Source organism: Gordonia sp. w5E2, assembly GCF_036540975.1.
GTDB lineage: Bacteria > Actinomycetota > Actinomycetes > Mycobacteriales > Mycobacteriaceae > Gordonia > Gordonia jacobaea.
The window spans coordinates 2,623,610-2,637,539 of the sequence record NZ_CP144213.1 but is presented as its reverse complement, the minus strand read 5'-3'; the positions used below and the strand labels follow the sequence as shown (position 1 = coordinate 2,637,539).

The 13,930-nt window shown below is 64.9% G+C and carries 9 protein-coding genes and 1 tRNA gene; 4 read left to right on the top strand and 6 right to left on the bottom strand.

Annotated elements, in window-relative coordinates; genetic code table 11:
* Positions 1-34: 34 nt before the first annotated feature.
* The 3 genes from RND64_RS11850 to RND64_RS11840 form a co-directional block, all read right to left on the bottom strand.
* A complete protein-coding gene (locus RND64_RS11850; RefSeq protein WP_064861350.1) occupies positions 35-5,575 on the bottom strand; it encodes an ATP-binding protein in 5,541 nt (1,846 codons plus the stop codon).
* Between the two features lie 407 nt (positions 5,576-5,982).
* The gene (gene katG / locus RND64_RS11845; protein ID WP_064861349.1) at positions 5,983-8,214 is read right to left on the bottom strand and encodes a catalase/peroxidase HPI; all 2,232 of its coding nucleotides are present in this window, start codon (positions 8,212-8,214) and stop codon (positions 5,983-5,985) included.
* A 36-nt stretch (positions 8,215-8,250) separates the two neighbouring features.
* On the bottom strand, positions 8,251-8,694 hold the full coding sequence (locus RND64_RS11840) for a Fur family transcriptional regulator (RefSeq protein WP_085941945.1): 444 nt from the start codon (positions 8,692-8,694) through the stop codon (positions 8,251-8,253).
* A 58-nt stretch (positions 8,695-8,752) separates the two neighbouring features.
* Between RND64_RS11840 and RND64_RS11835 the strand changes: the two genes are divergently transcribed.
* The 3 genes from RND64_RS11835 (at position 8,753) to RND64_RS11825 (ending at position 11,073) form a co-directional block, all read left to right on the top strand.
* Entirely contained in the window at positions 8,753-9,559 is an 807-nt protein-coding gene (locus RND64_RS11835) for a GNAT family N-acetyltransferase (protein WP_231894705.1), read from the top strand.
* A 10-nt stretch (positions 9,560-9,569) separates the two neighbouring features.
* Positions 9,570-10,463 (top strand): hypothetical protein, encoded by an 894-nt coding sequence (locus RND64_RS11830; RefSeq protein ID WP_064861348.1) that lies wholly within the window; start codon positions 9,570-9,572, stop codon positions 10,461-10,463.
* Between the two features lie 539 nt (positions 10,464-11,002).
* A tRNA-Cys gene (locus tag RND64_RS11825) sits at positions 11,003-11,073 on the top strand.
* A 331-nt stretch (positions 11,074-11,404) separates the two neighbouring features.
* Here RND64_RS11825 and RND64_RS11820 read toward each other — a convergent pair.
* Both RND64_RS11820 and RND64_RS11815 read right to left on the bottom strand, forming a co-directional pair.
* Positions 11,405-12,106, bottom strand: a complete 702-nt coding sequence (locus RND64_RS11820) for a M24 family metallopeptidase (RefSeq protein ID WP_331436048.1) — start codon at positions 12,104-12,106, stop codon at positions 11,405-11,407.
* Between the two features lie 72 nt (positions 12,107-12,178).
* Positions 12,179-12,799: a LysE family transporter gene (locus tag RND64_RS11815; RefSeq protein ID WP_064861346.1), complete on the bottom strand. Its 621-nt coding sequence runs from the start codon at positions 12,797-12,799 to the stop codon at positions 12,179-12,181.
* A gap of 68 nt (positions 12,800-12,867) precedes the next feature.
* Between RND64_RS11815 and RND64_RS11810 the strand changes: the two genes are divergently transcribed.
* Positions 12,868-13,299 carry a PPOX class F420-dependent oxidoreductase gene (locus RND64_RS11810; protein ID WP_064861362.1) on the top strand — a complete coding sequence of 144 codons (432 nt, stop codon included), beginning with the start codon at positions 12,868-12,870 and terminating at the stop codon, positions 13,297-13,299.
* 24 nt (positions 13,300-13,323) lie between these two features.
* Here RND64_RS11810 and RND64_RS11805 read toward each other — a convergent pair whose 3' ends face one another.
* Positions 13,324-13,836: an alpha/beta hydrolase gene (locus RND64_RS11805; RefSeq protein ID WP_064861361.1), complete on the bottom strand. Its 513-nt coding sequence runs from the start codon at positions 13,834-13,836 to the stop codon at positions 13,324-13,326.
* Positions 13,837-13,930: the final 94 nt, after the last annotated feature.

Genomic DNA, 13,930 nt, shown 5'->3' with positions numbered 1-13,930 from the left:
CGCGCCGTAGGTTGTCGAAGTATCGCTGCCGGTGTTACGACTCCGAGCTCGTGCCGACCTGCTCGGTGCCGACCTGCTCGGGATCGGCGGCTTCATGGCGGCGATGCGACCATGTTGCGTTGCCCTCGATCGCGGCGATGATCCGCGGGCGCAGTTCGGCGGCGTCGATCACCGCGTCCACTGAACCCACCTCGACGGCGCGTCGAATGCTGTGCACGGCGTCGAACTCTGCGGCGACAGCATTGATCGTCTCGGCCCGCACCGACTGACGTACGTCGGCCAGTTCTGCGCTCAGCGCCGACCGGTCCGAGCCAGACGCCTGCGCCAACCGCGCCTCGATGTCGCGGACACGCGGGTCGGTGGCGACTCGCTTGTTGACATCGCCCGCGAACACCACGGCCGCGGCGGGGGCCCCGCCGAGCACAGAGGCGAACGAGCCGTCGATCGCCAATACGGTCATGTTCGGGTTGAGCGCCTTGGAGAACACCACGAACGCTCCACCGTGATACCGCGAGATGACGCAGAAGACGATCGGGCCGCGGAAGTTGACGATCGCGCGTCCGATCTCAGCGCCGTACTCGAGCTGCAGTTTGCGCATCGACTCCGGCGAACCGTCGAATCCGGACAGGTTGGCGAGCACCACGAGCGGGCGGTTGCCGCTCGCCGAATTGATTGCTCGCGCAGCCTTTTTCGACGACTGCGGAAACAGTGTTCCGGCAGTGTAGGTGTCGGGTCCGTCGGTGGGGGTGTAGCCACGGCGCGACACCTCGCGCGATTCGATCCCGAGTAGGCACACCGGTATTCCGCCGAGATGGACGTCGGAGACGACGGCGGTTTCGGCGTCGGCCATTCCGGCCCAACGTTCGAGAACCTGATGATCCTGGTCGGCGACCGCGCGGATGACCGTCCGGATGTCGAACGGCTTCTTACGGTCGGGATTCATCTCCTTGGAGAAGATCTGTCCAACGGTGGTGAAGTCACTGCCTGCGAGGACGTGCGGGTAGTCGGAGATGTCGCGGTCGACCGGGTCGCTGGTGATGAGGCGACGCGGTGTCTGCTCACCGGGCATCACGTACGTGTGGTCGTAATGCGCCATCAGCACGTCGCGGGCAGCACCGAGATTCGGTGCCCAGTACTGCGCCTGACCGTTGGGGCCCATCACCCGGTCGTAGCCGCCGATGCCGAAGTTGTCTTCCGCGGACACACCACCGGAGAAGTCGAGCGACTGCTTGCCGGTCAGCACCATGGCCGACTCCGGGGTCATCACGAGGATGCCCTTCGTGTGCATCAGCATGGTTGCCTCGGCGTTCCAGTACGGCTGGGCTCCGACGTTGATGCCCGCGACGACGATGTTGATCTCGCCGCCTTCCTGCGTGAACTCGACGACTCGCTTCAGTGCACGTGCCACCCAATCCATGTTCTCGGTACCCGAATCCATCGAGATGCGCGCTCCGGATGAGAGGGCGTACCACTCGAGGGGGACCTTCATCTCCTCGGCGAGATCGAGCGCCGCGATCACCCGCGCACACTCGGGTTCCGACAATGCGCCAAGCGATTTCGTCGGATCACCAAGCAAGACGACGCGTGAGATGCCCTGCGGATACTTCTCGGTCGGCGTCGTCACGACGCCCGCGACGATCGCCGCGGTGTTCTGCCCCTTGGGGCGCGCTACCGGTACGAGTCGCTGCTCGGCGTCGAGGTCGTACTCGCGGAAGTCGCCGAGCAGGCCGGTCAACTCGTACGGGTAGACCGTGTTGCGTCGAGCGGCGCTGAGAACCTTCTGGCGGTATTCGTCGACGGGCTCTATCGGGTCGGTGGTCGGTTCGCCCACCGAGACGTCGAATCCGCCGGTTGCGTTGACGGAGAAGCGAATCGAGACCTTGCGCAGTTCACCGGTCTCACGGTCGCGGCGTCGGGCGATGAGTTGGACCTCTTCGAGTCCGACGTCGGCCGTCGTGCCACGGATGTGATCGGCGATGGTGGCCAGATCATCCGCAGAAGCGTCGATCGGCGGCCACACGTACATGACGATGCGGTTGGTGTTGACCGCTCGCTTCTGACCGCGTTTGGCGCGACGAATGGAGTCGGCGCAGGAGGCAAGCACGGTCTCGGCCGTGGGTAGCGACAGCAGCCGACCGTCGTTCTCGCGGAGCGAACTCAGGTCGCGTACCTGCGCGAAAGCGACCAGCCTGTCGTCGGCCGGGTTTTCTTTCGCGACGGCGCGGAACAGGTAGATCTCCTCGTCGTCTGCCGAAGGCAGCCGCGTGAGGTCGAACTTTCGGAGCCGTTCCATGCGCATCCGCTGCGCGATGTAGGGGTGCAGCCCACGGATCAGTCGTTCCTCGACCATTCCGGTGGCCGACGGTCGGAACGTGAAGTGGTGATGCATCACGGCGGTGCCACGTCCGGCGACGGTGAACGTGACGCGCTGCACCTGGCCGGGCATCGGCGATGCCGCGACGATCTCGTGCAGTGCCGACGCCATCGTGTCGAAGTCGTCGGGCTGGTCTTCCCAACTGACATAAATGTCGGCGGCGATGGCCGCGCTGTTGCGTGCGAGCTCGATGAGTCCGCTTGCCGCAGAGGCCAGTTCGTTGAATGGCACCGCTGCCGACACCACGCTGGCGCCGTCGCGTGCAGCCACGACGAACGTTGTGCCCTGCGCTGTCTGCGTCGAGACGATGTCGACGCCCTTGTTGCCGTAGTAACGGCGGGTGAGCACCTCGAGCATGACGGCGTTGTCGGTGCCATCGCGCTGAATACGTTGTCCCAGAAGGCGAACCAGAGGTTCAGTGCTTCGCACCATGTCGGCGATGCGCTCACTGCGGTCGGCGGCATCGGGATTCTCGTCGAGGTACTTGAGGTGCTTGCGCACGTTCGTGTAGACGCGTGCACGGTCGCGCAGGAGCATTGCCTGGCCGTACCAGGCGTAGATCACACCGCGCGCGAGATCGGCGATCGCGGGGAAGCGCACCTGTGTCGCGGCGACGATCCGATCCAGCGCAAAGCCGATGTCCTCGCGCAACTCGTCGCGCGGCGTCGGCTCATTGAGCCACTCCCGCAACAGTGTGGTGATGACGGTGACCGATGCACCAGGATTCTGCAGCGTCAGGAAGATGCGGAAGACCGCTGCCTCGAGCTCCGGTGAGCGGTCGAGTTCGGTGACACCGTAGTGGCGCAACGCCAACCGCAGCTGGTCGTGGAACGCCTCGGGGAGACCGTCACGCTCCACGTCGAGGCTCTGCAGATAGGTGTGGAAGTTCTCGCGCGAGCTGTGCACGTGCTCGAACCCCGGATTCAAGCCCAACGGCGGACGCTTCTGACTCAGTTCGGCGAGATCGGCGAATACCGTGAGCAGCTCGAGTTCGTCGCCGATGGGGCGTCGACCCGACGCACGGACTTCGCGCCGCACGGTGAGGTAGTCGTCGAGGAGTCGCGATCGGTCGTGCGGATCGACGTCGTATCCGAGGAGCTGACTGCGCAGATCCTCCTGTGTGCGGGTGGTCCGGACATCCGGGTCGACGTTGTCCGGAGCCGCGGGCAGTTCGAGTTCGACGCTCTCGACGGGCGCCTGGGCTGCCTCGTCGTCGTCCTCGGCGTCGGCGATCGGTTCGAGACGCATCAGTGTCGCACCGGTCTCGACCTGGGAGCCGACCGACACCGAGCACTCCTTGAGGCGGGAGCGCACGGGTGCGCGCAGCACGGTCTCCATCTTCATGCTCTCGAGAACCAGCACGGGTGCGCCGGCCTCGACCTCGTCGCCGACGGCCAACGGAGTGGCCACGACGAGTGCGGGTGCGGGAGAGCGGACAACGCCGCCCTCGTCGCGGCTGACGCGGTGTGCGACGCCGTCGACGTCGATGAGGTGGGTTGGTCCGTGCGTGTCGGTGACGAGGCGATAGCGGACCCCGTTGAGCACCATCTGCGCTGCGTGCTCGTCGAAGCGCTCGATGTCGACGTCCGCGGTGTAGGTGTCGGTTCCCGATTCGATGGACACGCGGAAGCGGCTCGCGCCGATCCGGGCGACGCGAACCCGGTAGGCAGCACCGCGCAGTTTCAGGTCGAGCGGGCGACCGCTCTCGTGCTGCACCTGCGGGCGTCCGCCCGACGCCGTCGACAGCAGGCGCTGACGCTCGACGGCTTCTTCTTCCTCGTAGCTGTCGATCGCGGCGGCGATCAGCGCAATCGCAGAGTGGCGGTTGACGATGAGTCCGTTCTCGGCTCGGACGCGGTCGATCCACCCGGTGTCGGCGCTTCCGTCGATCACGGCGGGCTGTCCGAGGAGTTCGAGGACGAAGCTCTTGTTGGTGGCACCACCCTCGATGACGACCCGAGTCTCGCTCATGGCGCGACGCAGACGGCCGAGGGCCTCGTTGCGGTTGGCGCCATAGGCGATGATCTTGGCGATCATCGAGTCGAAATCAGCGGGGATCGTGTCGCCCTCACTGACTCCGGTGTCGACGCGGATGCCGGGACCGGCGGGGAGTTCGAGTCGTGAGATGCGGCCGGGGGCCGGGGCGAAGTCGCGGTCAGGATCCTCGGCATTGAGGCGCGCCTCGATCGCGTGGCCGCGCTCGGCCGGGGGCTCGCCTTCGAGGCGGCCGCCCGACGCGACGTGTAGCTGCGCACGAACCAGGTCGATTCCCGTCGTGCATTCGGTGATCGGGTGTTCGACCTGCAAGCGGGTATTGACTTCGAGGAACGCGAAGAGGTGTTCGCCGGGGTGGTAGAGGAACTCGACGGTTGCGGCGCCTCGGTACCCGACTGCGACTGCGAGACGCTCTGCGGATGTCTTGAGGTCTGTGACCTGCTCGGGTGCGAGAACCGGCGATGCCGACTCCTCGATGATCTTCTGATTTCGACGCTGCACCGAGCAGTCGCGGACGCCGAGCGCCCATGCGGTGCCCTGGCCGTCGGCGATGACCTGAACCTCGACGTGGCGGGCGCCGGTGACGAGTCGTTCGAGGAAGACGACGCCGCTGCCGAAGGCGCGGGCGGCTTCATCGCGGGTGCGGTCGAAGGCGTCGCGGAGTTCGTCGTCGCTGGTGATGACGCGGATACCGCGACCTCCACCGCCTGCGGTTGCCTTCAGCATCAGCGGATAGCCGATCGACGCCGCGGCTTCGAGCGCGTCGTCGATGGTGTCGACGGACCCACGGCTCCACGGCGCGACCGGAACACCGACCTCTTCGGCGATCAGCTTGGCGCCGATCTTGTCGCCGAGTTTGCGCATCGCCTCGGCGGACGGGCCGATGAAGGTGACGCCGATGCGGTCGCATAGTTCGGCGAAGAGCGGATCTTCTGCGACGAATCCCCAGCCGACCCATGCGGCGTCGGCTCCGGTCTCGAGCAATGCGTGCTCGAGCACCTTGAGATTCAGGTAGGGGCGGTCGGCTGCCGCTCCCAGGTTGTACGCGATGTCGGCTTCGCGGACGAATGTGGCGTTGCGGTCGACGTCGGTGTGCAGGGCTACGACTTCGATGGGCTGACCGGTCTCGGCAGACAATCCGCGGACGGCGTGGATGAGCCGCATCGCGGCCTCACCTCGGTTCACGATGGCAATGCGCGTGAACATCACCGACTCCCTTCTCTTCTGGAACTGCTGTCGGCAGCGCCCCCGCTCGCCGTGCGAAGCACGAAACTCCGCTGGGTGCGAAGCACGAAACTCCGCTGGGTGCGAAGCACGAAACTCCGCTGGGTGCGAAGCACGAAACTCCGCTGGGTGCGAAGCACGAAACTCCGCTGGGTGCGAAGCACGAAACTCCGCGGTTGAGGGCCGCGTGTGAGTCACGCCCATGCGGACGCACGCGTGACTGTAAAACTTGCGGCCCCGGACGATTGTGTCGAATCGTTGCGCTACGCGCGAGTACGGGGGAGTTACTCGACGTGTCGGGCAATGGCGTAAGACTACGTGGTCTGCCACACACACCGATGCACCCCGCGGATTATGTCCGCGGGGTGCATCGGTGGTGATGAGTCGACTCAGTGCAGGTCGTAGCGGTCGAGTTCCATGACCTTGGCCCACGCGGCGACGAAGTCGTCGACGAACTTCTGCTTCGAGTCGTCCTCGGCGTAGACCTCGGCGAGTGCACGCAGATCGGAGTTCGAGCCGAAGGCGAGATCGACCCTAGAACCCGTCCACTTCTGCTCGCCCGACTCCCGGTCGACGGCGACATAGGTGCCGTCGTCGGCGGGGGACGGCGACCATTCGACGTCCATGTCGGTGATGTTGACAAAGAAGTCATTCGTCAGCGTGCCCGGCTTGGTCGTCAGCACGCCGAGCGACGAGCCCTTGTAGTTCGCGCCGAGTACGCGCAGACCACCGACCAGCCCGGTCATCTCCGGCGCCGACAGCGTCAACAGGTTGGCCTTGTCGACAAGGTTGTACTCCGCGGGAAGCTCGTTGCCCTTGCCCTCGTAGTTGCGGAACCCGTCGTACTTCGGTTCGAGATAGGCGAACGACTCCTGGTCGGTCTGTTCCTGGGTTGCGTCGGTACGACCCGGGGTGAACGGGACGGTCACCGAGAAGCCCGCGTCCTCGGCGGCCTTCTCGATTGCGGCAGCTCCGCCGAGAACAACCAGATCCGCGAACGACACCTTGGTGCCGGGCTCGGCGTTAAACTGCTCGGCGACCAGCTCCAGTTTGCTGATGACCTGAGCGAGCTCGTCGGGCTCACTGGACTCCCAACCCAGCTGCGGCTGCAAGCGCAGCCGTCCGCCGTTCGCGCCGCCGCGGTAGTCGCTACCGCGGAACGTCGACGCCGCCTTCCATGCCGTGGACACGAGCTGCGGCACGGTGAGGCCGGTCTCGAGGATCGCGGATTTCAGGCTGTCGGCGTCGGCATCGGAGAGCAGCGGACCCTCGGCGGCGGGGACGTTGTCCTGCCAGATGTAGGTTTCCGACGGCACGAGCGGACCGCGGTAGCGGATGGCAGGCCCCATGTCGCGATGGAGGAGCTTGAACCACGCCTTCGCGAACTCGTCGGCGAGTTCTTCGGGATGGTCGAGCCAACGGCGGGTGATTTCCCCGTAGATCGGGTCGAAACGCATCGTCAGGTCGGTGGTGAGCATCGACGGGTGGGTCTTCCCGTTGCCCTGGGCCATTGGCACCGAATTGGCCCAGCCGCCGTCCTTCGGCCGCCACTGATTGGCGCCCGCGGGACTCTTGAAGAGTTCCCACTCATTGCCGTACAGGATCTCGAGGAAGCTGTTGTCCCACTTGGTCGGTGTGTGAGTCCACGTCACTTCGAGGCCACTGGTGACCGTGTCGTTGCCAACGCCGGTGCCCTGGGGATTCTTCCAACCAAGACCCATCTGTTCGAGCGGTGAGGCCTCGGGCTCGGGGCCGAGAAGCTCGGCGTCGCCGTTGCCGTGCGTCTTGCCGAAGGTGTGACCGCCGACGATCAGCGCTGCGGTCTCCACGTCGTTCATGGCCATCCGGCCGAACGTCTCGCGAATATCGGCTGCGGCCGCGAGGTAGTCCGGGACACCTTCCGGGCCTTCGGGATTCACGTAGATGAGACCCATGGTGGTTGCACCCAGTGGCTCCTCGAGCTCGCGCTTACCGTCCTGGTAGCGCAGGTTGGTGCCCAGCCACACCGACTCGGCACCCCAGTAGACCTCGTCGGCCTCCCACTCGTCAGGACGCCCGAAGGCGAAGCCCTTGGTCGGCAGGCCCATGTCCTCGAGCGCGACGTTTCCCGCGAGGACCAGGAGATCGGCCCACGACAGAGCCTTGCCGTACTTCTTCTTCACGGGCCACAGCAGTCGTCGTGCCTTGTCCAGGCTCACGTTGTCGGGCCAGCTGTTCAGCGGGGCGAAACGCTGCATTCCGGTTCCGGCTCCGCCGCGGCCGTCCTCGACGCGGTAGGTGCCCGCTGCGTGCCAAGACATCCGGATGAAGAAGGGGCCGTAGTGACCGAAGTCGGCGGGCCACCACGACTTCGAGTCCTTCATGACGTCTTTGAGGTCACCGACGAGTGCGTCGACATCGAGGTCGGCGAGCGCGGCGTCGTAGTCGAAGTCGGGTTCGCGGGGACGAATGACCTGCGGATTGTGGGCGAGCACACGCAGATTCAGCTTGTCCGGCCACCATTGCTGATTGCCGCCGCCTTCGACCGGTGGGCGGATGTGCATCGGACAACCTGATTCGGCAGGCTCTGTCTGAGCCTCACCGATGGGGGGAGCTTCGGGGGCTGACTTCTCTTCAGACACTGTCTTCCTTCCGGTAAGTGGTGATTCGGGCTGTGATCACGAATGTGACCCCGGTATGGACGTTGGGTTGCAGTCGGGGCATATGCCCCAATAGATGACCTCGGCCTCGTCGAGCACAAAGCCGTTGTCGTCGGATGCCGTGAGGCACGGCGTTGTTCCCGCAGCGCAATCGACATCGCCGATCGCGCCACATGAACGGCACACGGTGTGGTGATGGTTGTCGCCGACCCGCGCCTCGTAGCGGGCGACGAGACCGGACGGCTGGATGCGTCGGACGAGTCCGGCGTCGGTCAGCGCACCGAGTACGTCGTACACCGCCTGCCGTGAGACGTCGGGCAACATCGTGCGTGTGGCGAGAAAAATGGTCTCCGTGTCGGCGTGCGCGTGGGTGTTCACGGCCTGCAGCACCGCGACCCGCGGACGGGTCACTCGAAGTTCGGCTGCACGCAGTTGGTCTGCGTACTCCGGCGTGGGGGACACCTCGACAGTATGCAACGCATTCTGGAATGATTCAGGATTTCTCTCAAACTGAGACGGCGTGATCGGCGCGTCTCCGCTGTGGCACGCTGGTCTGGTGATGTGGACACCGGAGCGCGTACGCGCTGAGTCGATACGGTGGACATCGTCCTGGCATCCGGTCGGCTCGCGTCATCTCGAGATCGACGGTTACGAGTTCTATGTGATCGACGGAATCGCCACCCTCCTGAACTATCACGGGGCACAACGCGATCCGATCGTTGTGCTCGATGAGGCTGCTGCCCACGCGAGCCGACTCGACGCTCGACGAGTGCGCTTCACACGCGCGCCGGGACTGTTCGGGGGTATCGACGATGCCGAACTCGAGCGACGCGATGCCACTACGATCGCCGTCCGCGACATCGTCGCGCTCAAGACGGCGGTCGAGATCGTCGACCGGATACCGATGCCCGACGACGTGGTTGCGCGCCGCGTCGACGATGATGCCGGAATCGCCGAGTTCGCCCGAATCTCCCTCGACGCCTGGGGTTTTCCGCCACCCATCCTCGACGACGCTGCCACGCGGAACGACACGCCGCCCGGCCTTTTCGTGGCTGGCGTCTCATCGCGCGACGGTCTCGACGCGGCCGGCGCCGGTGGCTACACGATCGAGGGTGAGGTCGCTCGCATGTGGGGTGGTGCCGTCCTGCCCGCTCATCGGGGTCGCGGCATCTACCGCGCGTTGATCGTCGCTCGACTACACGACGCGCGACGTCGGGGAGCCTCGCTCGGGCTCGTGCACGCCGAGACCGCCACATCGTCGCCGCTGTTGCAGCGCATGGGCTTTCGAAAGTTCGGCGAGCGAGCGATCATCGAGTTCGGCATCTGAGGGTTCGCGCGTGGACCTCGACGACGCTCTCGACGAGTTGTATGGTTGCGCACCAAGTGAATTCGTCTCACGTAGGCGCGAACTGACACGTTCGGCACGCGCGGCCGATGCTCCCGGGCTCGCCCTCGACATCGCGCGTGCGCGCAAGCCGACGCAGGTCGCCTGGTTGCTCAACCAGTGGATTCGACGTTCGCCGACGGATCTCGACCCCCTGCTCAGCGTTGCCGACGAACTCCGCGAGGCGCAGCGTCGCTCGTCGGCCGAACTCCTGCGGAAGCTGTCAACACGACGACGCGATGTGGTGCAGACTGCGCTCGAGCACCTACGGTCGTTCGCCACCGAGATCGGCGCGGGTATGAGCACGACGGTCGAACGAGAGGCTGTTCAGACACTGCGTGCGGCGATCGGCGACGAACAGGTGGCCGACTTGCTGCGTCGCGGTCGGCTGGTCACCGCGATGGAGTACAGCGGCTTCGGCCCGGCCGGGCTGGTGGCGCTCGCCGATTCGCCGGGACCCGCCGACGAGGCGACCGCAGAGATGCCCGAACCCTCGTCCACCGCTGAAGAGGGTTCGACGGCCGACCGCGCGGCGGAGATAGACGCCGCCAGAGCACTTCTCGATCGACACACCGCCGACGTCGACTCGGCGACCGTCGAACTCGATAGCGCTCAGCGCAGCGTCGACGATGCCGAGCGCGCCGCTACCGATCTCGCGGGCCGAGTCGCGCGGATGCGCGCGGAACTGGATCGTGCCGAACAGGAGCAGCGCTTCGCCCAGCGAGCGGCGGAGACAGCGCGGTCACAGCGGGACGAAGCCGCGACCGCTCTGGAGTCGGCATCCGACGCGCGATCGCGCGCACAGCAGCGTCTCGACGATCTGTCGGACGACGCCGATCGGAACTGAGAAGTACCGCTCAGCGTCGGTTTTCGCGGAATCGGCAGAAAATCTGTTGTGCGTCGTGGACCGACCGCTTAGAGTCGCTACTCGCACTGCTTGACGACGACAACCCAAGTGGTGCAGTACGTTTGACAACTACATCGACATACGAATGCGGCATGGCGCATAAGCCGGAGTGATCCGGTGAAAGGCGGGTGACATCCGTCGCCGGGAGAAGTTCCGGTACCCCATGCACTCCGAGCCGGAACCTTCACCCCAGGGTGGAGGCAACGTCGAAGCGATCTGATGGTGAGAGCCGGGAGAGCCGATCGGTGACCCGACACCTGCCAGGTGTGGTCAGTGGTGACGAATGTTGCGGTGAGGGAGGGAATTTGAGTCCGAGATGGTTCAGTCGAGGGCGTGTTCCATGACTGTGGAGGCGGGGCGTGGCGGCTTCGCCGAGGCAGGAGAGATCGAGTAGGACCGACATCCGAAAGGTCGAGGGTGTGCGGCATTCTGGGTTCAAAAGGCCCGGAACCGCGCGGAAGAGCACATCCTCAGTCGACGCGACACTAGCTCAATTGGCAGAGCGGTCATTTGCAGAATGGCAGGTTGCTGGTTCAAGTCCAGCGTGGCTCCCACCACACAAGCGAAAGCCTCTTCCCGACGACATCGCGACAGTGTCCTAATCCCTGACGCCGCAAGGCGAATCAGGGCGCCTTCGAGCCCGCAAGGCCCGAGTGACGTTCACGCGCCAGTAACGGTAGCGGAGAGACCGGCCAGTCTTTCTTCGACGTGACAGCGGTGGAGAAGCGGTCGTCGTAACGTATGGTGCCACGTCACGGCACTGGACATGGTGACTACCGTCGAGAGGCGGTGGACACGCCGCAAACCCGGCAGGGAATACAGCGCGCAAAAGGTCACCGGCAGTGGGGAAGTAGTCTCATTCCCCGCACACACAACTTTGTTCACGGAAGGTCGAGGAGTTCCTCGTAGAAGCCACCGAATTGACGGTCGGGCTCGACGAGGTGCACCTCGAGAATCCAATGGCACACGCGCCCAGACGGATCCAGGCGACGCATGGGACCTGATGAACCTGGCGCGACGTAACTCTCGATTTCGTCGCCGGAGATCTTCTCGTGCGGGAACTCGCCGACGAGGTGTCCGGCGATCTCGCCACCGAAATGCCATCCGGCTTCCTCGCTGAGTTCGACTACGTGGTCGAACAATTCGGCCCCGGTGATCTCGGGATGCGCACGAAAGTAGGCGCGGCCGGCTTCCCAGACTCGGGGCAGGTCGTCGGCGAGACGTCGCTTGAGTGCGTCGTCGCCCAGGACGAACGTGCGGCCGAAGTCGGCTTCCCATTCTTCGAAGATCGGCCCGAAGTCGAGGAACAGTATGTCGTCGTCGGCGATGATCCGGTCCGGTGGGTTGGCGCGGAAGGTCTCCAGCGTGTTCTCTCCGGCGCGGACGATTCGTTTGTGCCAGTGACGCGTGACGCCGAACATCTCGGCGGCGAGGTCACGGATCTCGTCGGAGAGTGCGCGTTCGCCGATTCCCGCGCGGATCATGCCGCGCCGCTCCACCTCGTCGAAGAGTCGTTCAGCCTTGGTCTGCGCGTCGAGGAGGCTCTCGACGCGTGCTCGATCGTCGATCTCAGGCGATGACATCGTGAGTCCTCCAGTGGACGCTGGTACTGCTTGCAATTGTGAAGCCTTCGAGTGCTCTTGCCTCGAACATCGTCACACAATCGCGAGCATGACGCCGACGGCGACGAAGAGAACGCCGAAAACACGGTTGAGACGACGTTGGCCCTGCTCGGTCCGCGTGACGCGCGCGAATCCCCGTGCTATCAGGGCAAAGAAGAACCACATCACGATCACGTCGACGACCACCATCGTCACTCCGATGACCAAGTACTGGATCAGCTGGGGATCGTTTGGGCGAACGAATCCCGGTATGAACGCGAGCAGAAACACGATCGCCTTCGGGTTCAGTAGGTTGACCCAGAGTCCTCGTACGAACATCGACGCGGCCGATTCGTTGTACACGGCCGCGTTTGCCTCGTCGGACATGTCGGGCCGTCGGAAGAACTGTCGGATTCCGAGGTAGATGAGGTACGCCGCGCCGGTGTAGCGGATGACCTGGAACGCGGTGTGCGATCGGGAGATGATCACGCCGAGGCCTGCGGCGACGATGAGGAGTTGGATGAGCAGCGCGACCTGTTGACCGAGCACACCCCAGACTGCGCGTCGGAATCCGACATTCATGGCGTTGCTCATCGTGTTGATCGCGCCGGCGCCCGGGGTGAAGCTGATCAGTACGCACGCAGTCAGCAGCGCCGCCCAGGTCGAGAAAGTCACGGGCAGAGGGTAGTGGTGAGTCGACGATGCACGGGAATGCCCCCGGCTCGGTGACGGTTGCCACAACCATGACTGACGAGCAGTACGACCCCCGTGACCTGATCGCCGACACGTCGATCGCCATCCTCGCCACCATCAAGGCGAACGGACTTCCTCAACTCTCACCGGTCACCTCGGTGTACGACCGTGAGTCCGACACGATTTACGTATCCATGACCGACGGACGTGCGAAGACCGCCAACCTCCGCCGGGATCCACGCGCCGCCATTGAATACACCAGCGCCGACGGCTTCACCTGGGCCACGGCAGAGGGAACCGCCGAACTGATCGGCCCGTCGAGCGATCCTGACGGTCCCGAGATCGATGCATTGGTCGACTACTACCGCCTGGGCGCGGGCGAGCATCCGGATTGGGCCGAATACCGCGAAGTGATGGTCAGCGATAGGCGCGTGCTGCTCAAGCTGACCGTTACGCGGGTGTACGGCGCCAAACTTCGCTGAGCGGTGGCCGGTCGGGTGTGGGCGTCATCTGTGCGCACGAATGCCGGCAGCGACGAGCGAGGCGCATCCGTCGAATTGATGTCCACCTACTTCGTGGAGGCGAACGTCTGCTGATGGCAGGAGCCGCTGGTTGAGCGCCACGTGGCTGACGGGCACGACGTCGTCGTCCTCGCAGTGATGCAGCGAGAGGGCCGTCGTCGGTTCCGGGCCGATGAAGTCGTAGTCGGCGACTGCCCAGCCCTGATCGCCCCAGTTCGGCATCGCCAGTAGAAACGCGCGCGGCGGAGGCGTCGCCATTGCGCTCAACAGTGCGAGCAACATCGACGCACCGAACGAATGGGCCACAAGCACGTCGGAGTCAGTCAGCTCGTCGACATACGGGCGGATCGCCGACGTCCATGCCGAGACCGACATGTCCTCGTCGGGCAACTCCGGCATCGAAACATGCGCATCGAGTTCGCTTCCCAGCGCAGCGGCCAGCGGCTGATCGTCGTGAAATCCGCCCGCTCCGTGCAGGAACAGCATCTCAGTGGCCATCTTGTGTCCCTCTGTGTCGACGCCGGGTTCTCGAAGATTGTGACTCAGCGCCGCATCGGAACTCATCGGTGCTGGGTGCGTCGGCCGTGAATTG